This window comes from Mesorhizobium sp. WSM4840 (genome assembly GCF_055811755.1).
Genome location: NZ_JBVVQD010000013.1, coordinates 155,730 through 182,543 on the forward strand (window position 1 = coordinate 155,730; position 26,814 = coordinate 182,543).

The 26,814-nt window shown below is 62.9% G+C and carries 27 protein-coding genes and 2 pseudogenes; 15 read left to right on the forward strand and 14 right to left on the reverse strand.

Annotation, left to right across the window (positions count from 1 at the left end; genetic code table 11):
- Nucleotides 1-409 precede the first annotated feature (409 nt).
- The gene (locus AC0L3I_RS18940) at nucleotides 410-1,105 is read left to right on the forward strand and encodes an XRE family transcriptional regulator (RefSeq protein WP_473527882.1); all 696 of its coding nucleotides are present in this window, start codon (nucleotides 410-412) and stop codon (nucleotides 1,103-1,105) included.
- 288 nt (nucleotides 1,106-1,393) lie between these two features.
- Here AC0L3I_RS18940 and AC0L3I_RS18945 read toward each other — a convergent pair whose 3' ends face one another.
- Complete coding sequence (locus AC0L3I_RS18945) at nucleotides 1,394-1,696, reverse strand: hypothetical protein (RefSeq protein WP_123148021.1); 303 nt, start codon at nucleotides 1,694-1,696, stop codon at nucleotides 1,394-1,396.
- 211 nt (nucleotides 1,697-1,907) lie between these two features.
- Here AC0L3I_RS18945 and AC0L3I_RS18950 point away from each other — a divergent pair, with 211 nt between their 5' ends.
- The 3 genes from AC0L3I_RS18950 to dinB all read left to right on the forward strand — a co-directional run bounded on the left by AC0L3I_RS18950 (nucleotide 1,908) and on the right by dinB (nucleotide 4,430).
- On the forward strand, nucleotides 1,908-2,276 hold the full coding sequence (locus AC0L3I_RS18950) for a hypothetical protein (RefSeq protein ID WP_473527883.1): 369 nt from the start codon (nucleotides 1,908-1,910) through the stop codon (nucleotides 2,274-2,276).
- 123 nt (nucleotides 2,277-2,399) lie between these two features.
- On the forward strand, nucleotides 2,400-2,858 hold the full coding sequence (locus tag AC0L3I_RS18955; RefSeq protein WP_473527900.1) for a GNAT family N-acetyltransferase: 459 nt from the start codon (nucleotides 2,400-2,402) through the stop codon (nucleotides 2,856-2,858).
- 330 nt (nucleotides 2,859-3,188) lie between these two features.
- Nucleotides 3,189-4,430, forward strand: a complete 1,242-nt coding sequence (gene dinB / locus AC0L3I_RS18960) for a DNA polymerase IV (RefSeq protein ID WP_473527884.1) — start codon at nucleotides 3,189-3,191, stop codon at nucleotides 4,428-4,430.
- A 126-nt stretch (nucleotides 4,431-4,556) separates the two neighbouring features.
- Here the strand turns inward: dinB and AC0L3I_RS18965 are convergent, their stop codons facing one another.
- On the reverse strand, nucleotides 4,557-5,465 hold the full coding sequence (locus tag AC0L3I_RS18965; protein WP_473527885.1) for a DUF2182 domain-containing protein: 909 nt from the start codon (nucleotides 5,463-5,465) through the stop codon (nucleotides 4,557-4,559).
- A gap of 8 nt (nucleotides 5,466-5,473) precedes the next feature.
- Nucleotides 5,474-6,106 (reverse strand): DUF1326 domain-containing protein, encoded by a 633-nt coding sequence (locus AC0L3I_RS18970; RefSeq protein ID WP_473489790.1) that lies wholly within the window; start codon nucleotides 6,104-6,106, stop codon nucleotides 5,474-5,476.
- Between the two features lie 257 nt (nucleotides 6,107-6,363).
- On the opposite strand from AC0L3I_RS18970, the gene AC0L3I_RS18975 reads away from it, so the two are divergent.
- On the forward strand, nucleotides 6,364-7,521 hold the full coding sequence (locus AC0L3I_RS18975) for a sulfite oxidase (protein WP_473489789.1): 1,158 nt from the start codon (nucleotides 6,364-6,366) through the stop codon (nucleotides 7,519-7,521).
- Between the two features lie 194 nt (nucleotides 7,522-7,715).
- On the opposite strand, the gene AC0L3I_RS18980 is transcribed toward AC0L3I_RS18975, so the two are convergent.
- Nucleotides 7,716-8,828 carry a DUF1330 domain-containing protein gene (locus AC0L3I_RS18980; RefSeq protein WP_473527886.1) on the reverse strand — a complete coding sequence of 371 codons (1,113 nt, stop codon included), beginning with the start codon at nucleotides 8,826-8,828 and terminating at the stop codon, nucleotides 7,716-7,718.
- A 76-nt stretch (nucleotides 8,829-8,904) separates the two neighbouring features.
- Between AC0L3I_RS18980 and AC0L3I_RS18985 the strand changes: the two genes are divergently transcribed.
- Nucleotides 8,905-10,002, forward strand: a complete 1,098-nt coding sequence (locus AC0L3I_RS18985) for an AraC family transcriptional regulator (RefSeq protein WP_473489787.1) — start codon at nucleotides 8,905-8,907, stop codon at nucleotides 10,000-10,002.
- 87 nt (nucleotides 10,003-10,089) lie between these two features.
- On the opposite strand, the gene AC0L3I_RS18990 is transcribed toward AC0L3I_RS18985, so the two are convergent.
- Nucleotides 10,090-10,980, reverse strand: a complete 891-nt coding sequence (locus tag AC0L3I_RS18990; protein WP_473527887.1) for a sigma-70 family RNA polymerase sigma factor — start codon at nucleotides 10,978-10,980, stop codon at nucleotides 10,090-10,092.
- A 10-nt stretch (nucleotides 10,981-10,990) separates the two neighbouring features.
- Entirely contained in the window at nucleotides 10,991-11,302 is a 312-nt protein-coding gene (locus AC0L3I_RS18995; RefSeq protein ID WP_473489786.1) for a hypothetical protein, read from the reverse strand.
- 148 nt (nucleotides 11,303-11,450) lie between these two features.
- On the opposite strand from AC0L3I_RS18995, the gene AC0L3I_RS19000 reads away from it, so the two are divergent.
- The 3 genes and pseudogenes from AC0L3I_RS19000 to AC0L3I_RS19010 all read left to right on the forward strand — a co-directional run bounded on the left by AC0L3I_RS19000 (nucleotide 11,451) and on the right by AC0L3I_RS19010 (nucleotide 12,745).
- Nucleotides 11,451-11,816, forward strand: coding sequence for a VOC family protein (locus AC0L3I_RS19000; protein ID WP_473527888.1), 366 nt, complete (start codon nucleotides 11,451-11,453; stop codon nucleotides 11,814-11,816).
- 264 nt (nucleotides 11,817-12,080) lie between these two features.
- Nucleotides 12,081-12,283 (forward strand): annotated as a pseudogene (locus AC0L3I_RS19005) (DNA mismatch repair endonuclease MutL); the annotation flags it as partial.
- A gap of 105 nt (nucleotides 12,284-12,388) precedes the next feature.
- Nucleotides 12,389-12,745, forward strand: coding sequence for a VOC family protein (locus AC0L3I_RS19010; RefSeq protein ID WP_192363337.1), 357 nt, complete (start codon nucleotides 12,389-12,391; stop codon nucleotides 12,743-12,745).
- A 407-nt stretch (nucleotides 12,746-13,152) separates the two neighbouring features.
- Here the strand turns inward: AC0L3I_RS19010 and AC0L3I_RS19015 are convergent, their stop codons facing one another.
- Both AC0L3I_RS19015 and AC0L3I_RS19020 read right to left on the reverse strand, forming a co-directional pair.
- Entirely contained in the window at nucleotides 13,153-13,560 is a 408-nt protein-coding gene (locus AC0L3I_RS19015) for a DoxX family protein (RefSeq protein ID WP_095491142.1), read from the reverse strand.
- 182 nt (nucleotides 13,561-13,742) lie between these two features.
- Nucleotides 13,743-16,595 (reverse strand): AMP-binding protein, encoded by a 2,853-nt coding sequence (locus AC0L3I_RS19020; RefSeq protein ID WP_473527889.1) that lies wholly within the window; start codon nucleotides 16,593-16,595, stop codon nucleotides 13,743-13,745.
- 181 nt (nucleotides 16,596-16,776) lie between these two features.
- Here AC0L3I_RS19020 and AC0L3I_RS19025 point away from each other — a divergent pair.
- Together AC0L3I_RS19025 and AC0L3I_RS19030 are read left to right on the forward strand one after the other, a co-directional pair.
- A pseudogene (locus AC0L3I_RS19025) lies at nucleotides 16,777-16,887 on the forward strand (sulfite exporter TauE/SafE family protein); the annotation flags it as partial.
- Between the two features lie 246 nt (nucleotides 16,888-17,133).
- A complete protein-coding gene (locus AC0L3I_RS19030) occupies nucleotides 17,134-18,405 on the forward strand; it encodes a flavin-containing monooxygenase (protein ID WP_473527890.1) in 1,272 nt (423 codons plus the stop codon).
- A gap of 546 nt (nucleotides 18,406-18,951) precedes the next feature.
- Here the strand turns inward: AC0L3I_RS19030 and bfr are convergent.
- Entirely contained in the window at nucleotides 18,952-19,437 is a 486-nt protein-coding gene (gene bfr, locus AC0L3I_RS19035) for a bacterioferritin (protein ID WP_029351163.1), read from the reverse strand.
- A 535-nt stretch (nucleotides 19,438-19,972) separates the two neighbouring features.
- Here bfr and AC0L3I_RS19040 point away from each other — a divergent pair.
- Nucleotides 19,973-20,410: a YybH family protein gene (locus tag AC0L3I_RS19040; RefSeq protein ID WP_473527891.1), complete on the forward strand. Its 438-nt coding sequence runs from the start codon at nucleotides 19,973-19,975 to the stop codon at nucleotides 20,408-20,410.
- Nucleotides 20,411-20,675: 265 nt separating this feature from the next.
- Here AC0L3I_RS19040 and AC0L3I_RS19045 read toward each other — a convergent pair whose 3' ends face one another.
- The 3 genes from AC0L3I_RS19045 to AC0L3I_RS19055 are packed head-to-tail and all read right to left on the reverse strand — an operon-like array spanning nucleotide 20,676 to nucleotide 22,738.
- A complete protein-coding gene (locus AC0L3I_RS19045) occupies nucleotides 20,676-21,386 on the reverse strand; it encodes a HoxN/HupN/NixA family nickel/cobalt transporter (RefSeq protein ID WP_473527892.1) in 711 nt (236 codons plus the stop codon).
- A 39-nt stretch (nucleotides 21,387-21,425) separates the two neighbouring features.
- A complete protein-coding gene (locus AC0L3I_RS19050; RefSeq protein WP_473527893.1) occupies nucleotides 21,426-22,478 on the reverse strand; it encodes a cation diffusion facilitator family transporter in 1,053 nt (350 codons plus the stop codon).
- Complete coding sequence (locus AC0L3I_RS19055) at nucleotides 22,475-22,738, reverse strand: metal-sensing transcriptional repressor (protein ID WP_473489778.1); 264 nt, start codon at nucleotides 22,736-22,738, stop codon at nucleotides 22,475-22,477. The genes AC0L3I_RS19050 and AC0L3I_RS19055 overlap by 4 nt, the downstream gene beginning before the upstream one ends.
- 304 nt (nucleotides 22,739-23,042) lie before the next feature.
- On the opposite strand from AC0L3I_RS19055, the gene AC0L3I_RS19060 reads away from it, so the two are divergent.
- The gene (locus AC0L3I_RS19060) at nucleotides 23,043-23,258 is read left to right on the forward strand and encodes a hypothetical protein (RefSeq protein WP_095491134.1); all 216 of its coding nucleotides are present in this window, start codon (nucleotides 23,043-23,045) and stop codon (nucleotides 23,256-23,258) included.
- A gap of 21 nt (nucleotides 23,259-23,279) precedes the next feature.
- Here AC0L3I_RS19060 and AC0L3I_RS19065 read toward each other — a convergent pair whose 3' ends face one another.
- Nucleotides 23,280-23,906, reverse strand: coding sequence for an NAD(P)H-dependent oxidoreductase (locus tag AC0L3I_RS19065; RefSeq protein ID WP_473527894.1), 627 nt, complete (start codon nucleotides 23,904-23,906; stop codon nucleotides 23,280-23,282).
- A 191-nt stretch (nucleotides 23,907-24,097) separates the two neighbouring features.
- On the opposite strand from AC0L3I_RS19065, the gene AC0L3I_RS19070 reads away from it, so the two are divergent.
- Together AC0L3I_RS19070 and AC0L3I_RS19075 are read left to right on the forward strand one after the other, a co-directional pair.
- The gene (locus AC0L3I_RS19070) at nucleotides 24,098-24,757 is read left to right on the forward strand and encodes a GntR family transcriptional regulator (RefSeq protein WP_473527895.1); all 660 of its coding nucleotides are present in this window, start codon (nucleotides 24,098-24,100) and stop codon (nucleotides 24,755-24,757) included.
- Nucleotides 24,758-24,863: 106 nt separating this feature from the next.
- Nucleotides 24,864-25,568, forward strand: a complete 705-nt coding sequence (locus AC0L3I_RS19075; protein WP_473527896.1) for a pseudouridine synthase — start codon at nucleotides 24,864-24,866, stop codon at nucleotides 25,566-25,568.
- Nucleotides 25,569-25,872: 304 nt separating this feature from the next.
- Here the strand turns inward: AC0L3I_RS19075 and AC0L3I_RS19080 are convergent, their stop codons facing one another.
- Nucleotides 25,873-26,613 carry a 2OG-Fe(II) oxygenase gene (locus tag AC0L3I_RS19080; RefSeq protein WP_473527897.1) on the reverse strand — a complete coding sequence of 247 codons (741 nt, stop codon included), beginning with the start codon at nucleotides 26,611-26,613 and terminating at the stop codon, nucleotides 25,873-25,875.
- Nucleotides 26,614-26,814: the final 201 nt, after the last annotated feature.

Here is a 26,814-nt window from a genome sequence, read left to right on the forward strand (position 1 = left end):
GCCTGCCGGCACGGGGAGAGGGACGCAACTCCGGCGGCCGAGCTTCGCCTCGGCCGCCTCGCTTGTGGCGCCGGAAACCGCCCTGCCCGTGCACCGGTCGAAGACGATGACCGTGCCGTCCTCGGTGCGGATGCACGAAAGGCCGGCATTGCACTTGCGGAAATTCGTGGCCGGAGCCGTACGGGGAACGGCTCCGGCCGTTCCGGTAGCCTGCGATGACGGCAGGGTGACCGGAGCCGAGGCGCTAGCCTCGGGCTTCGTCCCGGCCGGGGAGGAGGGCAGCCGGGACGGATGGGAAAACGGGATGGAGCGACGTGACTTGTGCATGGCCGTATATAAGCATAACTCAAAAAATTATGCAAGCTATTCTTGCATGGACGAAACCGATTCTTATGTTTCAGATGGCGCCATGGCGAAAACCTCATTGTCGATCAAGGTCGGGGCGGCGATCCGCAAAGCGCGCAAGCAGCGCGGCCTGGTGATGCGCCACATTGCCGAGCACAACGACACCGACGTCGCCGCCGTCGGCAATTGGGAAACCGGCCGCAACCTGCCAAAAACCGAGAACCTGCTGAAGACCGCCGCCTTCCTGCGCGTCGACCCGGTGGCGCTCGGCAAGGGCGAAGTCGTCTTCCTCGACGACGCCGACAATGTCGCCGACGCCGAGATCGTCACCGACGCCGCCCCCCTGCCCGCCGGCCCGATGGACATCGAGCTTCTCGGTGCGGCGGTCGGCGGCGACGACGGCGACTTCACCTTCAACGGCGAGGTCGCCGGCTATGTCCAGCGTCCGCCCGGCATCGCCCATTTGCGCAAGGTGTTCGCGCTGCATGTGCTCTCCGACTCGATGGTGCCGCGCTACGAGCCCGGCGAGATGCTCTATTGCGGCGGCCGCGACGCCGTGCCCGGCGACCACGTGGTGATCGAGATGTTCCCCGAGGAACACGAGCGCAACGGCAAGGCTTTCATCAAAAAACTGGTTAAGCGCACCGCCGCCGAGCTGGTCGTCGAGCAGTACAATCCGCCGAAGACGCTGACCTTCAACCGCTACGCAATCCAGCACGTCTGGCGCGTCATCCCGCTCAAGGAACTGCTGGGGTACTAGGGCGGCGGCGGAGCGCGCTCCCTTCTCCCCCTGTGGGGCAGGGCAATCGCATTTGGATTCTTGCGAAGATGGACCCCCCTAACCCTCCCCACAAGGGGGAGGGAACGCTGCCGCGCGCCTTTACTTCCCCTTGGCGCCGAAAGGCAGGCAATTTGCCGAGGTCAGCGCCAACGGAAGTCTCCCTCCCCCTTGTGGGGAGGGGTTAGGGGTGGGGGTACATCATAGAGCGAAAGCCTCGGCTTTCCACCTGCGATAGCCCTGCCCTGCGGGGAGAGGGCGTCTCCGCCATCAAGCCCGCCTGGATCTCTCCAGCGGAATCTCGCGCTCGCCAAGCATTCGCGCTTCGGCGCGGCGCTGCTGCTGCTCGTCGATGAACGCCGCCTGGATCGAGATCGCCGCGCCCGGCAGCCCGTCGGCGCGGCAGGCCGAGCAGCGAAGGCGCCCCGAAAGCGCCGCCAGCGGCGTCTGCGCGGTCACCCCGAAGCGCTTCAGCTCCGCCGGCTTCCACCATCTGTTGCGGCCGCAATCGATACACTCGACCGCGATCGAGACGACCTCGGCGATCGTCGCTTCCTTGCCCGGCAATGCCATCGTCCCTAGTGCCTCAGTTCCTGTTTTGTTCACATCATTAGGGGTTTTTCCCGAAGAGTCGAGTCAGTTCCGCTCACACCGTGCAAAAGTTTAACTTGCGTCTATTTTTGAGTTATGCTTATATATCTGTATCGACGGATAACGCCGCCGCGGACTATCGGATAGGCGGCAGGACCGGGCATCCGTCGCGGCCGCCAACAAGGAGACGAAGATGGACGCTCTCTCCGCCCAGTTCGCCCGCGATTGCGGCTATACTGGCGACAGCCCGGCCATGCTGGCGTCCTTCGCCGCCATCCGCCACGACGGCATAGGCAAGGGCCGTCTGGGCCATGACCAGCGCAAAGCGATCGTCGACCGGCTGAAGCATGGCGAGGCGCAGTTCCTGGCGGCGATCCGCCCGGCGCAGTCGGCCGAGGAGGCGCTCGAGGACGCCGCCCGCTTCATTGCGCTGTTCCGCAACATGCCGCGCTGGCGCCAGGAAAGGCGCGGCGCCGATCTCGCCCGCGCCAGGCAGCAGCGGCTCCTGGCGCGCTTCTTCCGCCGCTACGGCCACCGCCTCTGGGCACGGCAGGCGGCGTAAGCTGGAGGTCGCAGACGCCATCAGCCGCGAATGCCTGGCGCCGGTCGCCCGCACCGCGACGCGCCTGTCGCGCATAGCTGGACCGCACTTGCCGTCACCAAATCCACACCGTATGTCCACTCGATGAGCGAGATCAAATTCCGTCGCGCGCAAGCGCACGATCTGCCGGCGATTGTCGCACTGCTTGCCGACGATGCGCTCGGTGCTGGTCGGGAGGACCCGTCGACGCCGCTCGCGCCGTCCTACCTCGATGCGTTCCGAGCAATCGAAGCCGATCCCAACCAGCTGCTAGCGGTGGCCGTCGAAGCCGGACAAGTGGTCGGAACCCTGCAGCTCAGCTTCATCCCGGGCATTTCGAGGAAAGGCGCCTGGCGTGGCCAGATCGAAGGTGTTCGCGTCGCCCGGCAATGGCGGTCTCGCGGCGTCGGCAAGCAGATGATCGAATGGGCGGTTGAAGAATGCCGTGCACGCAACTGCAGCTTCGTTCGGCTCACGACCGACAAGAGCCGACGGAAGGCGCACGCTTTCTACGAGGGCCTCGGTTTCACCGCCAGCCATCTCGGCTATAAGATGGCGCTGTAGCGCTCGATCGGCTGATTGCCGAAGTCGGCGCTGCCCCTCATCCGCCTGCCGGCACCTTCTCCCCGTATAGTGACGGGGCAAAGGGGGCTGTCCGCAACCCCGGCACCCTTTTCTGCAACGCTGGAGATTGGCGAAACCCTTTGCGAAGGCTGTCCTTCTCCCCGTCCCTATACGGGGAGAAGTGCCCGGCAGGGCGATGAGGGGCAGCGCAACCTGAAGCGATTACCCCCCACGCTCCTTGACAATCCACCCACAATGTTCTCTTTACGTTCCATACAAAACCACCTCAAGACAGTGCGGCGTTCGCACCGCCGCGGGCGAACGGGCCCGATGGAAGCCAACATCCTCCACGCGGATCTGGATGCCTTCTATGCCTCGGTCGAACAGTTGCTCGACCCGGCCCTGCGCGGCAAGCCGATCGCCGTCGGCGGCGGTGTGGTGCTGGCCGCTTCCTACGAGGCCAAGGCCTTTGGCGTGCGTGGCGGCATGCCGGGGCGGCGCGCCCGGGAACTCTGCCCCGGGCTGATTTTCGTCGGCGGCCATTTCAAGGATTATCAGCGGCTCGGCGACGCGGCCATCAAAGTGCTTGGCGATTTCACGCCGATGGTCGAGCGGATCTCCATCGACGAGGCGTTCGCCGACGTCGCCGGCTGCACCCATCTGTTCGGTCCGCCGGCCGAGATCGCCGCAACCATCCGCCGCCGCGTGCGGGCGGAGCTCGGCCTGCCGATCTCGGTCGGCGTGGCGCGTACCAAGCACCTGGCCAAGATCGCCTCGCAAGTGGCCAAACCCGACGGGCTGGTGGTGGTCGATCCGCGCCATGAGCTGGAGTTCCTCCACGATCTGCCGGTCGAGCTGATGTGGGGCGTCGGCCCGGTGACCAGGGAGCGGCTGGCCGGCATCGGCGTCAACACCATCGGCGAGCTGGCGAAAACGCCTGGCTGGTCGCTGGAGCGCCTGCTCGGGCCGGCGGCGGGCGAAAAACTCAACGCGCTGGCCTGGAACCGCGATCCGCGCAAGCTCGAGACGCAGCGCCGTGCGCGATCGGCCGGCGCACAATCGGCGCTCGGCAGGAAGCCGGCCGAGGCAAAAATCTTCGTGCCGGCGCTGCTGCATCTGGCCGACAGGGTCGCCACCAGGCTGCGGGCGAAATCACGACCCGGCCGCACCGTGACGGTTCGCGTTCGCTTTGCCGATCTGCGCTCGGTGACGCGCTCGATCACGCTCGACCAGCCGATTTCGGCAACCGCGATGCTGGCCGAGATCGCCGAGGCGCTGGTGCGCAAGGTGCTTGCCGATCATCCGCACGAGAAGACCATCTCGCTGCTGGCGATCGCCGTCTCGCATCTGGAAAAGCAACCGGCCCTGCAGCTGGAACTGCCGCTCGGCCTCGACGACGACCGCCGCCGCCCCGGCACCAGGAAGGGCGCGGCGCGCTGGACCGCCGACCGCGCCATCGACAAGATCCGCGACCGCTTCGGCTGGGAGGCGGTCGGCTATGCCTCGGTCGCGCTTGGGCAGTCGCGCTCGGTCCCCGACGCGTTTCGCGAACTGGCCGAAAAGGAATTGTGAGCCGCGATTACTCTTGGTCGCAAATCGCCGGAATGACGTTCTTGGATCCAGTTCGTTGTGCACCGGTTTTTGGCATCAACCGGATAGGGCAGCACCCGCTCGCAAATTTTCTGCGTCTTCTGGTCGTCAGACCAAAAGCGTTGCGCCGCCCCAGGCGATCAGGACGATGCCGGCCGCCCGGCCAACCCGCTGGCCGGCAGGAAACGCCTTTTCTACCAGCACCAGAATGGCGAGCCCGGCAACCCACACCAGGTTCATGATGCCCCCCACGAACAACAACGCCATCAGCATCCAGCAGCATCCGACACAAAACGCCCCGTGCAGTGCGCCCAAACGCAGCGCGCCGAGTGCGTGGGGACGCCAGTGTCGGGCAAGGAACGCCGTCGGTGCCCGGCAATGCGACAGGCAGGCGTTCTTGAGCGGCGAGAGCTGATAGAGGCCCGCGGCGATCAGGACGATGGCTGAAAGCCAGCGGCTTTGTGAGCTCATCAGCGTCGCGGAAGCGAAGGCTTCGCGTTCGAGCAGCCGATGCAACGCGGTCGCCGCAACGGAGAACCCCAGCCAGACCAGGAGGTAGCCTGCCATAAATACGCCGGTGGGCGCGAGCTTGTCCTGGATCTGGCCCTGTGCGAGCGCACGGCGATGCACGCTCGCATAGAGCAGGATGGTCGGCGCCGCGCTCGGCGACATCATGGCGATCATCATGACCCACCACATGGCGATCATCAGCGCCCAGTTCGCGGCCCCCCAGACCCGCGGTTCCGTCGCTGCGGCCATCGCGCTCATGTCCATGCCGGGCATGTCCATGCCAGACATATTCATGCCAGACATATCCATGCCGGGCATATCGGAGGTCACGCCGGCAGTTTGCTGGTGGGGGAACAGCGCGAGCCTCGACATCTCCCACGCATTCATGCCGAGCCCTGCACCGGCGACGATGTAAAGCCAGGCCAGCAGGCACAGCGCCACCACGCCCGCAATCGTGATGACGCGGTCGCGTCTGAGCAGGCGTTCCAGTGGCGACGCGCCGTTCATGCGAGGCGTCAGGCTCGCACCACCCCGTGATTGTTGAGATGCAGCCGCGCGAACTGGCCGTAACTGTCCTTCGTGGTCACCTGAACCGGGCCGCTGGTTGTGCTCGAAGCACTGCCGATCTCGGCGACCGCATATTCGAAGCCGTTCGGCAACACGATCTGCGCGCGCGAGTCCGCACCCGTCACCTTGTTGCGGATCGGTTCGCCGACCGTTTCGATGTAGTCCTTGACGAAGATGCGGCCCCTGCGGCCGTCAATATCGAGGTCGAGATCGATCTTCGTGAACACCGGCTCATTCATTTTTGTCACGGTTGAGGCGTAGACGGCGAACATCGTCGCGAACGGGTCGGTGTCCTGGCCGGTCATGATGCGCAGCAGCGCGTTACGCTGCCGGTCGGTTGCATTCTCGTCGACGAAAGCGATGGCTTCGCCATTGCCTTCGTGGATCGCGCCAGGCCATTTGAAGATCGCGGCGATCCGCAGGCCATCGAGAGCGGTTTCGCCATGATGACCCTCATCGATCTGAATGCCGGCAACGGCATGGCAATGGCCTTTGTCGGGCAACGCATTGAATTGACAGTTGCAGCCATATTCGCAGGTGCAATTGACGAGTTCGCGTCCCTTGATTTCCCAAGACGTCACGCTGTCCTCCCTGATGTCGAAATATTAGACCATCATCATACACCTGGACTCTTCCCTCTCAAAGGCGCACCCTTAAAAATGCGAAACCCAAGCGAGAGTTTCGTCCAATGCTTCACATGCTTGACTTGCGTCGGTGATTGTCTGACCTATCCGGATACTTCCGGCTGGGCAGACCTCATATTGTGTCGCCTATCCGTGATCAGGCTACGGCCTAAGGCACGTTGCAGCCCGTTCCGGATCAACTGGGAGGTAAACACATGCCTGATTTTCAGCGCAGAGAACTTCTTGTTCAAGGAAGCGCGGCTCTTGCCGCAATTGCTGCTCTCTATACCTCGCGTCGGGCTTACGCTTTTCCAACACGGCCGAGCGAGGAGGTTATTGCGTGGCTGGACCAGCCGACCGAAAATCCCGATCCGGTCGGTATCCAGAAGCAGCTTGTCTGGGAGGATTTGGATAGCTGGATAACTCCAAACCACAAGTTCTTCAGCATCTCGCATTTCAACCGGCCAACGATCGACGAGAAGACATGGTCCATGGAGATCGGAGGCCTGGTCAAGAAGCCCTTGAAATTGACGCTCGCCGACATCAGGGCGCGACCGCGGCAGGAGGTCGTTTTCACAGTGGAATGCTCGGGCAACCACGGGTTTCCCTTTTTCACTGGCGGCATCGGCAATGCCCGCTGGGCAGGGACGCCGCTCGCCCCGATCCTCGAGGAAGCCGGCGTTATGGAGAAGGGCATCGAGGTCGTCTTTTTCGGTACTGACAAGGGCGAGGTTCCGATACGCGACGTCAAGATGCAGCAGAACTTCGCTCGCAGCATGTCACTCGCCGACGCGATGAATCCCGACAATCTGCTCTGCTATGAAATGAACGGAGCCGCCTTGCCGCCGGCCAATGGTTTTCCGCTGCGGCTGATTGCTCCCGGCTGGTACGGGATCGCCAACGTCAAGTGGCTGGAACGCATCGAGGTTCGCGACACCCGCTTCATGAGCCTTCTGATGGCCCGTGACTATGTCACCATCCGGGAGGAAGAGCACAACGGCGAGACCGTGTGGACCGAGAACTCAGTCGGCCGGGCACGGATAAAGTCCGCGCCTGCAAAGGTCACCCGGAAGGACTCAGACTACCGCGTCATTGGGGCAGCTTGGGGGGCACCGATCGACCGGGTCGAAGTGCAAATCGATCAAGCGCCATGGGCACCGGCGACCATTGACCGCAGCGAGGAGGCCGAGCACGCCTGGAAGATTTGGTCCCTGGATTGGGCAAATCCCTCTCCTGGAGAACACACGGTGACCTCGCGCGCGGTCAGCACCACGGGACAAGTTCAACCGGCAATGGACGATCCCTTGATTGCCAAGAAACACACATACTGGGAAAGCAACGGCCAGGTGACGCGCCGCGTGCGTGTCGACTAAGAACTACGCGGGAAGGTGAAGCAGGCAGCGCCTGATCGCAGACTGTTTGTCCAAGCAATCTTTAGGTCCGCTTCGGCAGGCAAAATGGACGCGCATCGTAGATGCCCGGAACGACCGCTTCGGGTGGACTGGCGCGATTCGTCTCGTCCATGGGGACATGGGACGGCCGGAATACTGGAAATCGGTCCCCAGCGTCAGCCCTTGGATGCCGTGATGACCAGCGCCGGCATGTCGAAAGCGACGGCGCCGACCGCTGTCACGAAAGGCATAAGTGCTCGCTCGGCCTCCTCCAGAAGCCGCTTAAACTGCTCGTTGTCCAAAAGTCCGCCCAACGTCCAGATGCAGGCTCTTTCAGTCGAGATCAGCGACTCGATCGAGGCAAAACGGACCGTTCCGCGGTGCCGCTTCACCTCGGCATGCTCTATGCCTGCCTTCGCGCAGAGCGAGAGCAGTAACTCTGCATTGCCGAGAGCAAAGGGCGCGCGGAACGCGTTCGCAACGTCGCTTCCAAACAGCCGTTCAAGCATAGCCGCCACTGCGGCATAGCCGGGCGACTGGTCGAGCGAGTCGCAGACCGCGACGGCGAGCCGGCCGCCGGTCTTAACCACGCGCAGCATTTCCCGCAGTGCGGCTGCTCGATCCTCGAAGAACATCAGGCCGAACTGGCTGACTGCGGCGTCGAAGCTTTCATCCGGAAACGGAATCTGCTCGGCGCGCCCTTCTCGCCAGTCGATGCGAGTGCTTTTGCGGCGGGCAACGCAAAGCATATCGGGATTGGGGTCAAGCCCGACCACCTTGCCCTCCGCGCGAACGCGGTCGAGGGCCGCGAGCGCCAGCACACCCGTACCGCAGGCGATGTCGATGACGCGGTCGCCCCTCCCTATTCGCGCCTCGGCGGCGACGATAGGCCCCCATTGTCGGAACAGCGCTGGAACGAACAGTGAGTCGTAGATTTCAGCCGGAGTTTTCGATGTCTTACCCCGGTGGGTCTGGACCGCCGCGTCCACAGATCCCGGCGTGGCACCTTCAAGGAACACTGCGTTGGATCGGGCTCCGGCGACGCGAAGCGCCTTCAGCGGCTCGTATTCAGGCGATGAGTACCAGCGCTTGGCATGCTCGGCGTCGGCAAATTCGACGATGACCGGATAGACCGGCTGCCAGTCTCCTTCGACAAGGTCGGATTTCCCGCCCAGCACCAAATAGCGCCCTCCATATTGTTCAACCGTTGCAAAGACCCCTGCCAGATACTGCTCGACTTTGGCTTGGTCGGTGATTTCACGCACGTCGAAGAAGCAATAAGTAGACATGGCCGACCTCCGTTGATCGCATGGACTGCACGGGATGCGCGGTGGATATGCTGTCCGGCGCATAGTAGACTTGGCCATGGGCACGCTCCATGACCCAGCGTCTCAATCGCTTGCCGCAGCGTCCGTTCTTGCGCCATCGCCTGGGCGGCCACCGGAAGAGGCCGTTGCCGATGCCGCACCTTCGGCGGTGCCGGACAAGGATGTGCTTTCAGATGTGCTGCGCGTGATAAAGCTCACCGGCGCGCTTTTCTTCTGGGTCGATGCCTCTTCGCCCTGGAGTGTGGAAGTGCCGCGGGCGGATTCATTTGCCCATCTCATCCTGCCGCGCGCCCAACACGTGATTTCCTACCACATAATCACCCAGGGATCGGGCTCGGTCAGCATCGATGAGGGTTCGCCGATGGAGTTTGCCGAAGGCGATATACTTGTGATCCCGCATGAGGATTCATACGCAATGTGCAGTGCGCCCGGAGTGCGATCAGGTTTGAGCCCGGAAGATTCGCTCGATTTCTTTCGCGCCATGGCGGCTGGACAACTGCCTTTCGTGGTCAACGAAGGTGGCGACGGCCCCCTCCTGACAAGATATGTCTGCGGTTTTCTTGGTTGCGATGCACGGCCGTTCAATCCTCTGCTCGGGGCCCTTCCTCCGCTGATACGCATTCGGCGTGCGGCCGGCGCACCGAGCGATCTGCTCGACCGGCTGATCGAGCTAACGCTGGCAGAGGTGTCCGTTCAACGGCCTGGCGCTGAATGCATCCGCCTGCGCCTCAGCGAACTGATGTTCGTTGAGGTCGTTCGCCGCTATCTTGAGGCACTGCCGCCGGAGCAGACCGGCTGGCTGGCCGGCTTGCGCGACCCCGCCGTAGGCAGGGCTGTTGCGCTCGTCCACGAGCATCCGGCGCGTGGCTGGACAATTGAAGAACTCGCTCGCGAAACCGGCGTCTCGCGGTCAGTCCTTGCGGCCCGCTTCACGCGTCTCGTCGGCTGCCCACCGATGCAATATCTCACGCGATGGCGCGTGCAACTGGCCGCACGACTGCTCACTGATGGGCTGGCCAAAGTCTCGACGGTCGGACGTGATGTCGGCTACGAGTCCGAAGCGGCCTTCAGCCGGAGCTTCAAGAAGCTCGCGGGCGTCTCGCCGGCTGGCTGGCGCGGCGGCCGGCGCGGATAGCCGGGCGGCCGGAGGCCAATTTGAGGAACACAATATGCCCCGACAGACGCCTCCGCGCGCCATCTCCGCACCATTTCCAGCCCTCCCCTACCCCTCCACCGTGCTGATCTCCGCATCGACCAGGCACCAGGGCGCGTAACGGAAGTCGCGGATCTGGACGACCCGCTCGTCCCGCCATTCGACCAGCATGAAGCCGCGGACGGCGCCGTCCGGCTCCTGCGGATTGCGGATCAGGATCGCCGGCCTGCCGTCGACAAGACCCAGCGATAGCGTCCAGTCGCTTATGCGGTCGTAATTGCCGAAATAGGTCGACACTTCGGCCTTGCCGCGCAGGCGGAGGCGGTTGACGACTTCGAGCTGGATATCCTCGGCGATCAGCGCCCTGACCGCGTCGAAGTCACGCGCGTTGAACAGGTCGACATAGCGGCGCAGCCGCCGCTCGTCATCGGCGTCGAGCCTGGGCGCGGCCACCTGTTCGGGCTCGGCTGCCAATATGCGCAGCTGCGCCCGCCCGCGATGCAGCGCCGCCTTGGTCGCGGCCAGCGTCGCACCGGTCACCTCGCAGGTCTCGTGCAGGGAAAGGCCGAGCACGTCGACCAGGATCACGGCGCCGCGCTGCGCCACCGAAAGCTGCATGAAGCTGCGCAGGCCGGTCGCCGCGGCGAGCCTGCTGTCGGCGCTGCCGGAAGAATCCTCGATCGTGGTCATGTCGGTCTCGGTCATGCGCGACCTTTCCCGATGGCGCCGGCGCAGATGGTCCTGCGCGGCATTGTGGGCGATGCGAAACAGCCATTGCTCGGGCCGCTCGATCGCCAGGCTACCGTCGACCGCCTGCAGCGCCTTCAGCAGCGTCTCCTGCACGATGTCCTCGCCGTCGATCACCGAACCGGCCATGCGGGCGCAGTAGCGGTGCAGTTTGGGACGCAACCCTGAGAGCATCGCCTCCAGCGCCGGCCGGTCGAATTTTTGAGGGATCATGGCGTCCATTCTATCCGGCTTTGCCGTCCTCAAGCACATGGTAGTTGCCGATGATTCTGGCAGGCGATCGCTTGACCGGGGTAGAGCGTCGCCCCGCATGGTTTTGCGTGAACGCCTCGAAGGCCGCAAGCCCGGTCAGCGCGGATGGTTCATTTCCCTCGCCGACGACGTGGATGAACTCGCCGTCGTCCAGTTCGAGCACGAGATAGCGCACGCTCTGCGGCGCCGTCTCATCCAGCGCCTCGAATACCTTTGCCACCAGCGCGCGATTCTCTTCCAGCGCGGTGTCTTTTACGCTGTAGCGAATGAGTTTGTAGCCCATGGTTCGTCTCCTGATTGGTTGGTCTGAGCAGAAGACGTTTGGCGTTCCCGAAAAGATTCTCACAGGCTATGAATCTTTTCGGCCGCCCGGATCGTCTTCCACCTGTGGACGGCTACGCAGCAGCTATCGAGGAGCAGGAGAGACGACCATGCACATCCAGTTTGCCGAATTGCCAGTATTCGACCAGGACCGCGCCAGGGCGTTTTACACCAGGCATTTCGCCTGCAAGGTCGCGGCCGACGAGAAGATGGGCGATAGCGGCTGGCGCTGGATCGAGCTGACATTTCCCGGCGCTGTCACGAACCTGCATTTCGTGAGGCGCGCCGACGACACGCCAGGCGCGGAGCCGGTGCTGGTGCTGGTCGACGACGATGTCGAGGCCACGATCGCCGCTCTGAAGGCGGGCGGCGTCGAGATCATCACCGAACCGCAGGAGGCGCCCTGGCAGCCAGGCCGCACGGTGGCGGAATTTCGCGACAGCGAGGGCAATCGCATGGTGATCGGCAGCCAATGAGCGGGTGCCGCTGCTGGGCGGGCCTCTGAATTTTGACGCGCCCATTTGAACGGCTGGAAAAGGTGTCATCAGCGCTGGTTGCTGCGACTGTCAACTACCGGGCAGCGAAATAGACTGATGAAAGGGGCAGCTCAGAGTCACGATTGCCCTTGAAGTTTCCCCCGGGGCGAGAGGTTGAATATCGTCGGAAATGCTCTCTGCGCCGGCCGAGTGGTACCCAGTCGCCTCACTTTTCGATAAACGGTGCGGCGGCCAGGGCTCGGCGATCTTGCCGACGAGATCGCCGAGACTGACACACCCAATACGCTGAAGCAGCGTTTCGACAAAATCGCCGCTACCATGGCGTGCCACCGCTCGGTGCGCTCGGCCGGCAGCTTCGGCCGGAAGAAATGAAAGCACTGCTCCGCCAGATGGAAGCAACGCCGGGTTCCGGCACCTGCAATCACGGCCGACCGACCTATATCTAACTAAAGCTTGTCGATATCGAGCGGCTGTGTGGACGGCGGTAGCGCCGAAACGTCGTTTGCAACGGCAATAGCTTGTTCGCATCACTTTCAGGGAGGTAAGGAGCCATGATTTCCGGCGCACACATGATCATCTACAGCACGGATGCCGAGGCAGACCGCGCATTTTTTCGCAATGTTCTGCGTTTTCCAGCAATCGATGCTGGCGAAGGCTGGTTGATCTTCGCATTGCCGCCGGCCGAGATTGCTGTTCACCCGATCGCCGAAAACGACAGCCACGAAGTCTATCTCATGTGCGAAGACATCAATGCCACAATCCAAGAGCTGAAATCGCACGATGTTGAATGCACTTCGGTCACCGATGAAGGCTGGGGCCTGCTCACGCATGTCTCGCTTCCCAGTGGCGGATCGCTTGGCCTCTACCAGCCGAGGCATCCTTTGGCGCACAAAGCCGGGGCTGCTTAAAAGCCGGTTTTCCGTCCGGACGCGCGACCAAGTAAAGACTTGGAGCGGGATGGAGATTCGAAGGCAAATCATCCTGCTCTGCCGGACTTTTTCAACACTATCGGTGGATTGCTGCTGTCGGTCTCGTCTGTTCCAACGAGCAAGAATGCTCCGCGGCAGGAGGTGCAGAAAATCCCTCTCGCCGCCCAGCAACGTCAGGTCGTCGCCGCGTGCGCTCATCCGGGCACGGGGCGTCCGACATGCCCACCAGCACTTCGCAGATGCGCCACATCGCGACGGCGACGTCGTCGCGGCGGGCCAGCCGAAACTTCTTATCATTTCCACCTAGGGCAACAGCATATGCTCTTCGACACCCTTGCAGGACGTGCTCCGCTGGAAGCGGCCCAGGAGGTTCCTCGCGATCCTATTCAGGGCGTCGCGAGGCCGGTTCCGCGACGGGCCGCATCGACGCTCCACGCGCCGCCTCCCGCGAAAAAGAAGTACAGGAAAATAAAGCAGTAGAGGATCGCCGCGTCGCCCTGGTTGACAACCGGAAAGAAGTTTTGCGGCGCGTGCGCCATGAAATAGGCCACCGCCATGTTGCCGGACAGAATGAACGCGACGGGCCGGGTGAAGAGTCCGAGGGCAAGCAGCACGCCTCCGATCACCTCGATCAATCCCTGAATCACAAAAGGCCCCGACAGTTGCATCGGCTCGGGAGCGGGCGGAAAATTGAAGAACTTTTGAGTTCCGTGCTCCAGAAACAGCAGCGCCGACATGATCCTCACGACGCTCAACCACTCCGGAGCCCAGGCCGAAATCTTGTCGAAATTCATCAGTTGGCCTCCATCATGACCCGGTGATTCCGGCCAGCAGGCTGAATTATCAGTGGGTCTGCTCTTCGCAGCGATTTTGCGAAGAGGGTATGATGCACAGCGCGAGGCGTAAACCAATACTCCCAGTTCACAGTCGCGTGACATCCGGTCGTGCTATTGATGGAGTGCCGAGCCGCGGGAGCCTAGACCTTGCCGATTGCGCTCGCTCCGCCGGGCGGTGTCGGCTTTACCAGCTCGCCGAGGTCCGGCTCGCCACAGCGCGCCAAGATCGCTTCGCGTACAGCGTCGCGGAGACGCAATACCGCTGCAAAATCGGTTCCAGACGGCGCAATGGGAGCGCCGATCTCGATTGTGACCGGCGTCCATCGTGGAAACCATTGGTCACCGCGCAGCATGGATCGCGTTCCACGGATAATGCCGGGCAGTACCGGCAGGTTGGCATCAACCGCGATCTTGAAAGCTCCGAGATAGAAGGCGGAGAGACCTGGTCTGCGCGTGAACGTGCCTTCGGGGAAGAACACGAGAATGCGTTCTTGCCGGGCGATCTTGGTCAGGGATTCGGCGTCGGAAAGGCTGCCTGTGACGTCATAGCGCTCGACGAACGGTATGTCCAACTGGCGCAGGAAGGGGCCGGCAAAGACCTGCCCCGCCAGCTCCTTCTTGGCCACGAAAGCTGGTTCTCCCGGCAGAACCGCAGCCAACACCAAGGCGTCCATATAGCTCGAATGGTTAAATGCGAGTATCGCTTTGCGGCGGGGAATGTGCTCGATGCCGCTCGCCGTGATGGTCACGCCGGCAAGGGCGAGCGCGGCACGGGCGATCGTCCTCGCCGCGGCCCAGCGCCAGCCGAGTCGCGGCAGAAGCATCACCGCCAGCCATGCCAAGAAGAAGCTGCAGGCTATGACGATCCACCACCATCCGGCGTAGAGAACGTCGGCGAGAAGCCGGCGCAGTCGCCTCAGTTGCGGGCCCGCTCCCGCAAACGACAGCCGCAAGACTTGCCACCAGAGCGAGCGTTGCGGCGCTCCAATTGTCCCGCTCTCGTAAAGCTCCTTGGCCGTGCTGCGGCGAATCTTCCCGCTGGATGTCTTCGGCACGGCCCGTGGTGGCGCGAGGACCATATCGTCGGGAGGTGTTCCGGCGATATCCGTTGCGACCTCACGAGTGCGCTCCTGCAATTCCTCCCGGGCAGATTCGTCGGTCTCGCGCGTTTCCGCCACGACGACCACACGCTCCGTTCCGGTGGACTCATCGGTCGCGCCGAACACGACGACGCCTCCTTTGCGCACGCCGGGGATGCCCGCGACGGCCTCTTCGATCTCTTGCGGATAGATGTGACGCCCGGCGCGGATGATGATGTCCTTTACCCGGCCGGTAATGTAGACATCACCGCTCGCCACGTATGCCCTGTCTCCGCTGTCGAGCCAGCCATCGCGGAACAGCTCGCGTGTCTTGGCGTCGTTCTCGAAATAGCCGGAGGTCGCCGACGGGCCGCGGAATTCGAGCCGGCCTTCCTGGCGTTCACCAAGCTCGTAGCCGGCGCCATCGACGATGCGGACTTCATGACCTGGCAGAGGATGTCCGCAGGCGACGATTTCAAGCGGCTTCGGATCGTCGGGGCCGGCGGGCATGGCCGCGCCACGGCCGGTCAGCGCAGTACGATCCACGCGATCGATGATCGGCGAGCGGCCCGGCGGGGGAAAGGCCAGCCCCACCGTGTTCTCAGCCAGGCCGTAGACCGGCGCCATGGCTCCCGGCTTGAAGCCATGATGCTCAAATCTTTCAATGAACCGACGCAGCGTCTGAACACTGACCGGCTCCGCCCCGTTTGCGACCATGCGGAGCGAGCTTAGATCAAGTCCTTCGAGATCGGCGTCGTCTGTCTTGTTCAGACAGAACTCAAAGCCGAAGTTCGGGGAAGCGGACAAGGTGGCGCGAAAACGGTGCATGGCCCAGAGCCAGCTCTCCGGGCGCACGAGAAAGCTCAATGGCGACATCGCATAGAGCGGCGCGCCAAAATGAAGGCATCCCAACCAAGCGCCGATCAGACCCATGTCGTGATAGAGCGGCAGCCAGCTGACAAAGACGTCAGCCGAGCTCGCCTCCATCACCGCGCCCATGGCCCGAACATTGGCAAGCAGGTTGGCGTGGCTCAGCACGACGCCTTTCGGATCTCCGGTGCTGCCTGACGTGTATTGTATCAGCGCGGTCGAGTGATCGTCCGTGATCGGCGGCAGCTGTGTGGCAGCGGGCTCGGTGCTGAGACTTGCGACGTTCTCGACGCTGTCCAGGGATTCGACCTGTCCGCGCAGCAGCGCTGCAGGACCGATTCCTTCCGGCATTGTGACGAGTATGCGGGCACCGGCATTGCTCAAGATGCCGGCCTGGCGACGCAGATGGTCCTCGATCTGCGACAGCCGCATCGGCGGATAGATCGGCACCGGCACGGCTCCGGCGTAGAGAATGCCGAAGAATGCGGAGAAGAAATCGAGACTCGTGGGCAGCATCAAAGCGACACGATCGCCCGGCTCGACATTGCGGCGGATCAATCCGGCCGCGACGGCACGAGCTGATTCCGCCAGTTCTGCGTAGGTCATTGCCCCCAATGCCGTTGTATCGTCCTGCAGGACCGTCAGGTGCAGGCGATCAGGATGCTGCGCGACGTGCCAGTCGAGGACCTCAACGAGCGTCCCGGCCTCCGTGGCAGCCGGAACGGGAGGAAGGGCAATGGTCGGCTGCACCGTGCGGGCCGAGCCTGGTCGGGCGCCGGCGTGTTCGAGAGCATTGATCAGATCGCCGATTGTGTCCGCCTCGCCAACTATTTGAGTAGGCAGCCGCACCCGGAACGCGCGCTCAATCCGCAGAATCAGCTCCGTCCGACCAAGGCTGTCGATGCCGAGGTCCCTTTCGATCCGGCTTGACGGCGAGATGTCGATCGCATTTGCACGTTGCGGCTGAAGCTCGTGCACGAACTCGCGCACAACGGCGATCAGGTCGCCCTCGCGCGATCTCCTGTCATCGGTCGTAGGAACCATCTTCGTGCCCGTTTCCCACGCCAAATGTTAACACTTCAGGCAATGGGACGTTGACGCGCGTGCTGTCATAGCCTCCCTGCGGTTGGCGTTGATGCGGATCAAAGCCGTGGCGAGCGGCGAGGCCATTGTTGTCTTAACTATAGCGTTCTGGCGGCTCAGCAACGGCCTGGACGCGAGCGGCGTTATTGGAACCTGGCTTCTATATCGGTCGTTTCATCGTATTCCCACCAACCCCGCGAAACTGGCGATTGTGGCGCCGCTGGGCGTGACAGCCGGATTCCTGGATGCCGCAGCGCCAAGATCAGCCATTTGCACCGCGCTCGTTAGTGACCGGTTTCAGCCGTTGGGCTGACGAACCGGTAACTAGAAAAATTGGCGGTCGATACTATCGACAGAGGTTTCGGAGGCACTTGCCCTCCGGCGTGGCTTCCGTCCTTTCGAATTCCCGAAACTAGCTCTTTGCAGTATGCTGCCGCATTGTAGGGTGAGCGGAGTGTCGCTCGCATGCGATAGGCAGCACAATCTTGGCGGGGAACGCATGAGGGGGATTGTTGATGCGGTCGTCATAGGCGCGGGCTCGGCCGGGCTTGGCGTCAGCTACTTCCTGCAACAACGCGGCTGCGCGCACCATGTTCTCGAGCGAGGCCGTATCGGAGAGACGTGGCGAACGCAGCGCTGGGACTCCTTCCGGCTGAACTCGACGAACATACGCACCACGCTGCCCGGCGATTCCTACGACGGGCCGGACCCTTGGGGTGCGATAACCCACCATGAATTCGTCGGCTATCTGGAAGGCTATGTTGACCGGCACCGCTTGCCGGTCCGCACTGGAGTGCCGGTTGAGCGGCTGAATCGAGAGGACGGAGCCTACCGAGTCACGACTGATCGCGAGACGCTTCTGGCGCGCACGATCGTGGTTGCAACCGGCAACCAGAGCCGTCAGGTCCGGCCGCCCTGGTCGTCCGACTTGCCGACGGCAGTTCGCCAGGTCGATTCCTCTGCCTATCGCAAGCCGGACGAGTTCGCTGACGGCGCCGTGCTGGTGGTCGGGAGTGGCCAGTCGGGCGGCCAGATAGCCGAGGACTTGGTGCATGCCGGACGTCTTGTGTATCTAGCGACGAGCCGCACTGGCCGCCTGGTACGCCGCTATCGCGGCGGCGACTCGTTCAACTGGCTCACTGTATCCGGCTTTGCCGACGTCCGGCGCCGGGAGCTTATCCTGGAGAACGGCAGGCTGCCGCCGCGCCCGCTGCTCGGGGCAATCCACACGATCAGCCTGCAATCGCTGAGCGCGCAAGGGGTGGTGCTGCTCGGCCGCTTCCGGGGCGTGGAGAACGGCAGCCTCATCTTCGGCGACGAGATCGGCGAGCACCTGCGCTTCGCAGACGAGGCCTCGGCGGACGCGAAGCGTGTGATCGACGAGTATATCGAGCGCACCGGCCTCGATGCGCCGCCGGCCGACGATGATCCTGCCGAAACGGTTGCGCCGATTCTGGCTGATCCGCCGATCCGATCGATCGACCTGGCCGCAAGTGGCATCTCCTCGATAATCTGGTGCACCGGCTTCTCGGGCGACTTCTCATGGGTGAAGGTTCCCGGTGCCCTGGATGAGGCTGGCCAACCCATGCACGAGGATGGTGTCGGCACCATTCCCGGGCTCTACTTCGCCGGCCTCGATTTTGCGCTAACGCGGAAATCAGGCACCATACCGGCCGTTGCCGAGGAGGCGGACAATCTGGTGGCGCACATCGTCAAAAGACGAGTGGACTCACGGTCTAGAACGCCTGGAGTGGATCGCGAGGTCATGTAATGACTTTCCATCGCCACCTCTGGAGCACCGATCACAATGGCGACGGTTGCTCGTTTGTCTTGTGTCGCTAGCCGCCAGCGCTGGAACTTCCCTTTGGCTGTCGGAAGCGGACAAAGCTGCCATTGACGGGCATAAAAGTTGCGGCGCTCGTTCACGAGGAGCGCTCACCCAGCCATCGGATTTGAGTCGACCTGGCGCGCGTTTTGGCCCTGGTCGGCGGCGGGGGCGGCTGGGGCATCGATCCGGCTCAGAATGTGATCGGAGATGCCGCGCGCGATCTCGCGCTGAGCAGTTGCAGCTGGGGAGTGGGCATCTGAATTTTGACGCGCCCGTTTGAACGGCTGCGCGGCAAGTCCTGATGGCCGCTACCGGGCCATTCATGATCCATAATCGAACGTGGCAAGTGCTTTGCCGCAGGATACCGGCGAACGGCACAGAGCTTAGAGGCGTCACGTCGAGTCTTTGGTGCCGTTCACCTGATGTGCGCCATGGCTGCGGAACCTCAAACCTGTCGCGCAGTATTTCCGCCGCGTGGCTTTCCCAATACTACTCTGCCTCATCCCCGGAAGCGGCATTGAGGAGGCCGTATCTCTCATCGCCGATCGAGGCGAGCAGATCGAGCTGGGTCTCGAGAAAGTTGATGTGGCCCTCCTCGTCTTTGAGCAGATCCTCGAACAGGTGCATGGTCACGTAGTCGCCCAGTTCCTGGCAGATCTCGCGTGACTTCTTGTAAGAGGTGCGCGCGTCGTATTCGCCGGCGAGGTCCGATTCCAGCACTTCCTTCACATTCTGCCCGATGCGAAGCGGCGCCACCGCCTGCAGGTTCGGGTGCCCTTCGAGGAAGATGGTCCGTTCGATAATCCGGTCCGCATGGTGCATTTCCTCGATAGATTCCTCGCGCTCCTTCTTCGCCAGTTTGAAATAGCCCCAGTCCTCCAACAGGCGATAATGCAGCCAAAATTGATTGACGGCACCGAGTTCCAGAAACAGCGCTTCGTTAAGACGTTCAATGATCCTATCTTCGCCTTTCATGGGTTCTGCTCCCGTTTTGGGCGCGCCCCGCACGCATCATGTGGAACGATGCGCCCTTGTTCGCCTCCGAGCGCAGGATAGCACGCGGCGACCTAACCGTCATTTCGGGGGGGCCGGAGGTTGCAAAGAGCGTATGAGATCCTTCCCGCCGCCCTGCGTTCTTGGTGAGCAATTGCTAATCCGCCACAGTCGGGCGCTTGGAAGCTTCTGCAACCTGATCGGACCTTGCGGTCAATCGCCTCTGGACACATCAGCAAGCAAGAACGCGCAAGCCGTCGGCAATGAGCGGGCCAGCCGGCGGGCGGGCACCCTGAATTTTAACGCGCAATTTGAACGGCTGGAACGGGGCGGGGGAGCGGCCATTACGAGCCGTCTCAAAACGCTGTCGCGAAAACTTGTCTCGCACCGTGCTATATTGACCATGCCAACCCGCACTGCGCAGCAGTTGGGGAAATGCCTCACCGCTGCGCACACAGAATGTTGACCTGCGGGAGTCGCCAGTCCGGATCAGAAATAAAACGACAGGGAGGATGACGTGTCCCTCGACGCCAATGACTTCGATCAAGCAGTTGAAAAATACCACCTGGCTCTCGATGAGTTCATGAAAGGAAACCCCGCGCCTGCGAAGAACCTCTTTTCCCAACGAGACGATGTAACGCTGGGAAATCCGTTTGGCCCTTTCGCGCATGGATGGAAGCAGGTCGCTGAGACGATGGAGCAAGCGGCATCGAATTACAGGGACGGCGACGCTACCGGCTTCGAGACCGTAGCGAAGTGTGTGACGTCCGAACTGGCATACCTCGTCGAAGTAGAGCGGCTCAGGTCCAAGGTTGGCGGTCGGAGCGATGTCACCCCTTTGGCGTTACGCGTGACGAGCGTCTTTCGCCCAGAAGATGGTCTCTGGAAGATCGTGCATCGTCATGCCGATCCGATAATGACGGCCCAGCCGGCCGATTCGGTACTCCGTCGATAGACGCGGTTGCGGTTTGGACTCTTCGGTCACCGATGCCGGGGCGAAGAGCGCAGAGTGAAGCGCCCAGCGCGCCTGTTGCGACAATCCTCCGCCGGAGCGGCTGCGCGCCTGACATAGTGTCGCGACGTGACATGACCCAGAATAAAGTTTCACTAAACAAGCAGATAGAGCCATGTCTTGATTCTATCTGGCAGGATGGCATCTCGGCATCGCCGGCCCGGCGCATGCCGATCGGTGTGCAACTCGATCTCGCCCTTGAGCATGCTCAGGAAGCGAACATGATCTGCCAGACGGCAACGCCCGCAAGCGCTAGCCCGGCAACGCCTTCGATGGTTCGGGAAATGGTTTCGAGTGGCTTGCCGGCGAAGAAATCCATCAGACGTTCCCGAAACAGGATCGACAACACCGCGATGCAGGACAGCGTCAGCGCCACGCCGACCATCATGGTGACTGCGAAGAGCATGCCGGCGCCGGGAACGCCTCTGGACATCGCGAAGGTCATCACGAACAGCGTCAGCGGGCACGGGATCAGACCTGCCATGGCGCCGACCGCCTCGCCCTCATGCTTGTGGTGATGGCCGTGACTCAAAGCGCGCCACAGCATCCACACGCCAATGAGGCCGAGCAGCCCGCGACTGATATCCTCCAGAAGCGGAGCGCGGCCGACGCTGCCCAAAGCGATGGAGACCAGCGGCAGCGAGAGAACCGCAATCAGAACGGCAATCGTCACATGGGTGAAGGACAGCGTAATCGATACGAAAAGGCCGCGCGGAACCTTGGCATCCGAACCCGCAAGATATGTCGCTAGCACAGCTTTGCTGTGGCCGGGCGTCAGCGCATGCGCAGCGCCGAAGACGATGCCAATCGGCAGGAAGCCCATGAACGCCAGCCAGTCGCCTCCCACTGAGAGCAGTTTGATCTGCTCGCCGGCCGCCAGATAGATCGTTCGTTGGAACTCGACAAGAATTTGGAACATCAGCTGAGGCTAACAGAAACGAGCCGCTCCGAGCGACCGTTAGTGGCTGTCGTGTTCGCCGTGAGCATGTTCATGGGAATGATCCGCATCCGCGCTCGCCAATCTTATATTGGCCGCCGCAAGCGCCGGCATGTGCTCGAACAGATCGTGCTCCAGCGCTGCCGTAATCTTCTTCGCTTCGCAGACCGGCAGGCTTTCTCCTACGGCGATGGCAATGTCGGCGTGCAGCCTGTGACCGATCCACCGCGCCTTGGCCTCGACAATGCGCGCTGCCGGCACATGCGCGGCCGCATGGTGGATTTCGCCGATGACATCAGGCTCCACGCCGTCGAGCATGCGGGTCAGCACCGAGCGGGCCGACTGCCAGACGATGCCGAAGATGGCAAGAGTGATGAGGAGGCCGACGATCGGGTCGGCCAGCGCAAAACCGAGCCAGACGCCGAGCGCCCCGATGACCACGGCAAGGCTGGTCAGGCCGTCGGTGCGGGCGTGATAGCCGTCGGCAATCAGTGCGGCGCTGTTGATTTCCCGGCCGACGCGGATGCGGAACACCGCGACGGCCTCATTGCCGAGAAAGCCGACAAGGCCCGCCGCCGCCAGCCAACCAAGATGCGTCACCACGCGTGGATTGATCAAGCGGTCTATGGCCTGGTAGCCGGCGACGATGGCGCTGAACAGGATGATCCCAACGATGATGATCCCGGCCAGGTCCTCGACCCGGCCAAGGCCGTAGGTGAAGGTCGGCGACGGCTTGCGCCGGGCCAGCATGAAGGCGATCCACAGCGGAATGGCGGTGGTGGCGTCACCGATGTTGTGGATCGTGTCGGCCAGCAGCGCCACGCTGCCCGACAGCGCGACCACGACCATCTGCAGTGCCGCGGTAATTGCCAGGATGACGAACGACCATTTGATCGCCCAGATGCCTCGGTCGGTCGTCGCAATGGTCGCATCTATGACCCCGTGGGTGTGACCGTGCGACCCGCTCGCATGATCGTGATGGCCTTGACCATGCGCGGCGTGATCGCGCGACCCGAACCCGAACCAGTCGAGAATGTGCGCGCCGAGACGGCTCACAGGTATTTGACGGCTCACAGGTATTTCGCCAGGTGCTTGAGTTCCGCCAGCGAGTTGCCGCCGGCTTCCGCGGTGTCCGTCAGGCAATGCTCGATATGATCGTGGATCAGTTCGCGCTTTGCGCTGCTGATGGCGCTCTCCACGGCGTGGAGTTGCTGCGCCAGATCAACGCAAGGACGACGCGCCTCGAACATCGACAGCACCGCCGCGAGGTGGCCTTGCGCGCGCTTCAGACGCTTCACGATAGCAGGATGCGAACGATGGATGCTTACGGACATGCTTCTTTTGTATCCTCCCCCCGGGGATACAGTCAATCTTTTCGACTTACTTTACTTTGCCGCTGAGTGTCCCACAGTCCGAAGAAAACCCTCGGCGCGCCCAGCGACCTGCCACCCTCCTACGGATAGCTTTGCCGGCCGCCGGTTGCGCCGTATTATTTCGTGACCGTGTCGCGCGGGAACCTTCCCTCGCACCACGCGTTCGGGGCGCTGTATTCGTCATGCCTCATATTTAGGCAAACGTAGGTGACGGGCGAATACCGGCGGGGAGGCAAATGCATGGGTTGGGGAGGAGCATATTGTGATGTCGAACCGCGAAATTGAAACGTCCCACACATTGGGGCTGCGCGTCGCTAATCTCAAGGCCAGGATGAGAAGCGCCCGTATTACCGAACACGAAATTAAAACCTTTCAGAAGGTCGCCGCCGTCATGGGAGGAGGTGAAGGCTCCCTACGGCTCGATGCCGACGACCTGATTGCGGCGTCTTTCGTTGTCGAGGACGAGCCCAGGACAAACTGACGATCGTGGCGCCCCCGGCGATCAGCCAGGCACCACGTCGGAGGCCAGGAAAGCGGCGCGTCCGAGGCTGGCGACCGCTTTCCTGACACGCTGCAAATGCGCCTCGCGCTCCACCGCTGAGACAGTGTCCATCCGGTAGAGCGCCAGGAATTTTGTCGAGCACAGCGGATGGCAAACGGAGCGGAAGCCGCGCAGCAGGGTGCGCCGGCCGGGCTGGCCCATGATCCACGACATCAGCGGCGTCGCGCCGCATGTGGTCATCACCAGCACCCGGCGTATGTGCCGCAATTTGGGGCGTGCGCCGCGCTGCGCCGTCGGCATCTCGAAGGCGAAGCCCGGGACCAGCACCCGCTCCAACCAGCCCTTGAGCATGGCCGGCAGGCCATACCACCAGGTCGGGTAGATGAAGATGACGGCCTCCGCCCAAAGCAGTTCCTGCGCCCGGTCATGCACCGGCGCGAGGTTCGCCGCCTTGTCGTGATAGCCGCGCCATTCGTCGGCGCGCATGATCGGGTCGAAACCGGTCGCGTAGAGGTCGAGGAGATGAACCTCATGGCCGCGTTCGGCAAGCGTCTCCAGCACCGTGTCGCGCACAGCCCCGTTGAAGCTGTCGGTGCAGGGATGGCAATAGACGACAAGGACTTTCATGTTGGGCTCAAACCGGCTGGCTTTGCATCATCGCCGGCTTGAAACGCGCATGCAATGGCCTGCGGGACATCGTCAGCACCGTAATCGAGGCGCTCTGCATCGCTTCTCGCTTCTGGATACTGGTATACGAGGATACAGATATCCACACGGGCGGCTTTCTGTTAGCAAGGCTCACCTGACGGGAGAATCGATTGCGCGGACTTGGCGACGGCTTGATGCAGAAGCCGCTGACGGTGGCGGAGCAAGTGGCGAATGTGCTGCGCGAATCGATTGCCGAGGGCAGACTGGCGGCCGGCACGCCGCTGCGTCAGGACGACCTGGCCGAGCAGTTCGGCTTCAGCCGCATGCCGGTCCGCGACGCGCTTCGCCAGCTCGAAGCCGAAGGCATCGTGTCGATCCATCCGACCAAGGGCGCGCATGTCGCCAGGATGGACGCTGCCGAGATCAGGGAGATCTTTGCGGTCCGCGCACTGCTCGAAGGCGAAGCGCTGCGGCTCTCGATCCCCAACCTCGGCAAAGAAAAACTAGACGAGGCCGGCTATGTGCTCAACCAGATCGATGCCGAGCCGAATGTCGGCCGCTGGGGAACGCTGAACCGTGCCTTTCATCTGGCCCTTTACAGCGCCTGCGGCAACACAAGGCTGCTCGGCCTGATCGAAACCCACCACAATGCGGCCGACCGCTACGTTCGCGTTCTCCTGTCCAACCTCGACTATCGCAGCCGCTCGCAGTCGGAGCACCTCGACCTGTTGACGACCTGCCGCCACCGTGACGCCGAGGCAGCCGTCCGCGTCCTGAAAAGGCACCTCAGCGAAGGCATGGAAACGCTCGCCAGGGCTGGAGATGGCTAGCGGGAAAGTCCTGACCTTGCCGGAGCGCTCTCGCAAAACCATAGCGCCACGACCGAATACCGGCCGGCAACGCCCCTCGCCTAGCGCCGGAGCCAATCCGCCAGGAGTGAGCCTTTGCCGTGCGCTGTCGAAACTCGGCCTGTGCTCGCGCAAGCAGGCAGAGATTCTGGTCGCCGAAGGGCGCGTCCGTGTCGCCGGCAAGGTTGTGCGCAACGGCTCGCTGCGCGTCGATCCCGGCCGCGACCGCATCGAGGTCGACGGCAGCCGCGTTGTCGCCGAGCGCAAGGTCTATCTGATGATCAACAAGCCGCGCGGCCTGGTCTCCACCCGCGACGACCCGCAGGACCGCGGCACCGTCTATGACTGCCTGGCAGAACTCGACCTGCCCTTCGTGTCGCCGGTCGGCCGCCTCGACAAGGCCAGCGAAGGCCTGCTTTTGATGACCAACGACACGCGCTTCGCCCAGCGCCTGCTCGACCCCGCCTCGCACGTCGCCAAGATCTATCACGTGCAGATCGGCGCCCCGCCCGACGAGGCCATGCTGGCGCGGTTGCGCGCCGGCGCCACCGTCGACGGCGAAGATTTGACGGCGCGGTCGATTGAAATCCTGCGCAGCGGCACCAGCACCGCCTGGCTGGAAATCACCCTCGACGAGGGCCGCAACCGCCACATTCGCCGGCTGCTCGGGGCGCATGAGGTGGACGTGCTTCGCCTGGTGCGGGTGGCGATCGGTCCGTTGCAGCTCGGCGAGCTCGCCAAGGGCAAGGCACGCCACCTCACCGCCGACGAGTTGGCGCTGCTTCAGGCCTGAGCGAAGGTGCCGAAGCGACCCGGCAAAGCGGAACGGCAGGCCAATCGCTTCAGCTTTGCGCTGCCCCTCACCTGCCTGCCGGCATCCTCTCCCCGTATAATGACGGGGAGAGGGGCGCTCTCATCTATGGTTTCGCCAATCACCAGCGTTGCAGAAAGGGTGCCGAGTTTGCGGCCAGCCCCTTCTCCCCGTCACTATACGGGGAGAAGTGCCCGGCAGGGCGATGAGGGGCGGCGCCGACTCCGACAACTGCCCCTTAGCACGAAGCTGCCCGTCGCCTCTACGCAGGCCCTCGAAGACACCCTTACTTCGCGTCGTGGAAGATAATGCCGACGGTGTGGCGCAGGCCGGAGCGAAGCCGGCTGACGCCGTGCCTGAGATTGACGCGGTAGCTGCCTTTGCTGCCCTGGACCGGACGATTGTGAACCGCGAAGGCGACGGCGTCGCCCTGGCGCAGCGGCACCACCTCGGCGCGGCTCTGCATGCGCGGACGCTGTTCGGTCAGCACGAACTCGCCGCCGGTGAAGTCCTCGCCGGGTTCGGACAGTAGAATCGCCACCTGCAGCGGGAAGGCAAGATCGCCGTAGAGATCCTGATGCAGGCAGTTGAAGTCGCCGGGACCATATTGCAGCAGGAGCGGCGTCGGCCGCGTCTGGCCCTGCTCGTGGCATTGCTTAAGGAACGCGGCGTGTTCGTCCGGGTAGCGCTGGGCGACGCCCATCCGCTCGTTCCAGTCGTTGGCGACCGCGGCCAGGCGCGGATAGAGCGCGGTGCGCAAGCCGCCGATCAGTTCGGGCAAGGGATAGCGGAAATAGCGATACTCGCCCTTGCCGAAGCCGTGCCGCGCCATGTGGACGTGGCTGCGGAAATGGCTTTCGTCGGGATAGAGCCTGGCGATCTCCCGGCATTCTTCCGGCGTCAGCAGCTTTTCCATCACGGCGCAGCCATAGCCGCTCATCCCCTCGGCCAATGCCTGCCAATCATATCCGGCGACCCGCGCTTCCGCCGATCGGACCGCTGCTTCTGGAACCGTGTGTATGGTCATGGCTCTGCCTCCAATGGCTTCTTCTGCCATTAGAGATGGGTGAAACAGCGCGTGCAAACCACCCGTTTCCTGCCAATGGGTTACGCACAGCGTTCCAGCTTGGGTTCCTCGCCCCCACGAAAGTGGGGAGAGAAGCTATGGGGCGGCGGCGAGGGTTGTGGCACCATCGTTGCTGTGAACTCAACGAATGGAGCGCCCCGA

What these genes read in the sequence shown, in the direction of transcription:
- AC0L3I_RS18940 (WP_473527882.1), top strand. Translation starts at nt 410, where the DNA reads ATGGCGAAAACCTCATTGTCGATCAAGGTCGGGGCGGCGATCCGCAAA.
- AC0L3I_RS18945 (WP_123148021.1), bottom strand. Translation starts at nt 1,696, where the DNA reads ATGGCATTGCCGGGCAAGGAAGCGACGATCGCCGAGGTCGTCTCGATC.
- AC0L3I_RS18950 (WP_473527883.1), top strand. Translation starts at nt 1,908, where the DNA reads ATGGACGCTCTCTCCGCCCAGTTCGCCCGCGATTGCGGCTATACTGGC.
- AC0L3I_RS18955 (WP_473527900.1), top strand. Translation starts at nt 2,400, where the DNA reads ATGAGCGAGATCAAATTCCGTCGCGCGCAAGCGCACGATCTGCCGGCG.
- dinB (WP_473527884.1), top strand. Translation starts at nt 3,189, where the DNA reads ATGGAAGCCAACATCCTCCACGCGGATCTGGATGCCTTCTATGCCTCG.
- AC0L3I_RS18965 (WP_473527885.1), bottom strand. Translation starts at nt 5,465, where the DNA reads ATGAACGGCGCGTCGCCACTGGAACGCCTGCTCAGACGCGACCGCGTC.
- AC0L3I_RS18975 (WP_473489789.1), top strand. Translation starts at nt 6,364, where the DNA reads ATGCCTGATTTTCAGCGCAGAGAACTTCTTGTTCAAGGAAGCGCGGCT.
- AC0L3I_RS18980 (WP_473527886.1), bottom strand. Translation starts at nt 8,828, where the DNA reads ATGTCTACTTATTGCTTCTTCGACGTGCGTGAAATCACCGACCAAGCC.
- AC0L3I_RS18985 (WP_473489787.1), top strand. Translation starts at nt 8,905, where the DNA reads ATGGGCACGCTCCATGACCCAGCGTCTCAATCGCTTGCCGCAGCGTCC.
- AC0L3I_RS18990 (WP_473527887.1), bottom strand. Translation starts at nt 10,980, where the DNA reads ATGATCCCTCAAAAATTCGACCGGCCGGCGCTGGAGGCGATGCTCTCA.
- AC0L3I_RS18995 (WP_473489786.1), bottom strand. Translation starts at nt 11,302, where the DNA reads ATGGGCTACAAACTCATTCGCTACAGCGTAAAAGACACCGCGCTGGAA.
- AC0L3I_RS19000 (WP_473527888.1), top strand. Translation starts at nt 11,451, where the DNA reads ATGCACATCCAGTTTGCCGAATTGCCAGTATTCGACCAGGACCGCGCC.
- AC0L3I_RS19010 (WP_192363337.1), top strand. Translation starts at nt 12,389, where the DNA reads ATGATTTCCGGCGCACACATGATCATCTACAGCACGGATGCCGAGGCA.
- AC0L3I_RS19015 (WP_095491142.1), bottom strand. Translation starts at nt 13,560, where the DNA reads ATGAATTTCGACAAGATTTCGGCCTGGGCTCCGGAGTGGTTGAGCGTC.
- AC0L3I_RS19020 (WP_473527889.1), bottom strand. Translation starts at nt 16,595, where the DNA reads ATGGTTCCTACGACCGATGACAGGAGATCGCGCGAGGGCGACCTGATC.
- AC0L3I_RS19030 (WP_473527890.1), top strand. Translation starts at nt 17,134, where the DNA reads ATGAGGGGGATTGTTGATGCGGTCGTCATAGGCGCGGGCTCGGCCGGG.
- bfr (WP_029351163.1), bottom strand. Translation starts at nt 19,437, where the DNA reads ATGAAAGGCGAAGATAGGATCATTGAACGTCTTAACGAAGCGCTGTTT.
- AC0L3I_RS19045 (WP_473527892.1), bottom strand. Translation starts at nt 21,386, where the DNA reads ATGTTCCAAATTCTTGTCGAGTTCCAACGAACGATCTATCTGGCGGCC.
- AC0L3I_RS19055 (WP_473489778.1), bottom strand. Translation starts at nt 22,738, where the DNA reads ATGTCCGTAAGCATCCATCGTTCGCATCCTGCTATCGTGAAGCGTCTG.
- AC0L3I_RS19060 (WP_095491134.1), top strand. Translation starts at nt 23,043, where the DNA reads ATGTCGAACCGCGAAATTGAAACGTCCCACACATTGGGGCTGCGCGTC.
- AC0L3I_RS19065 (WP_473527894.1), bottom strand. Translation starts at nt 23,906, where the DNA reads ATGAAAGTCCTTGTCGTCTATTGCCATCCCTGCACCGACAGCTTCAAC.
- AC0L3I_RS19080 (WP_473527897.1), bottom strand. Translation starts at nt 26,613, where the DNA reads ATGACCATACACACGGTTCCAGAAGCAGCGGTCCGATCGGCGGAAGCG.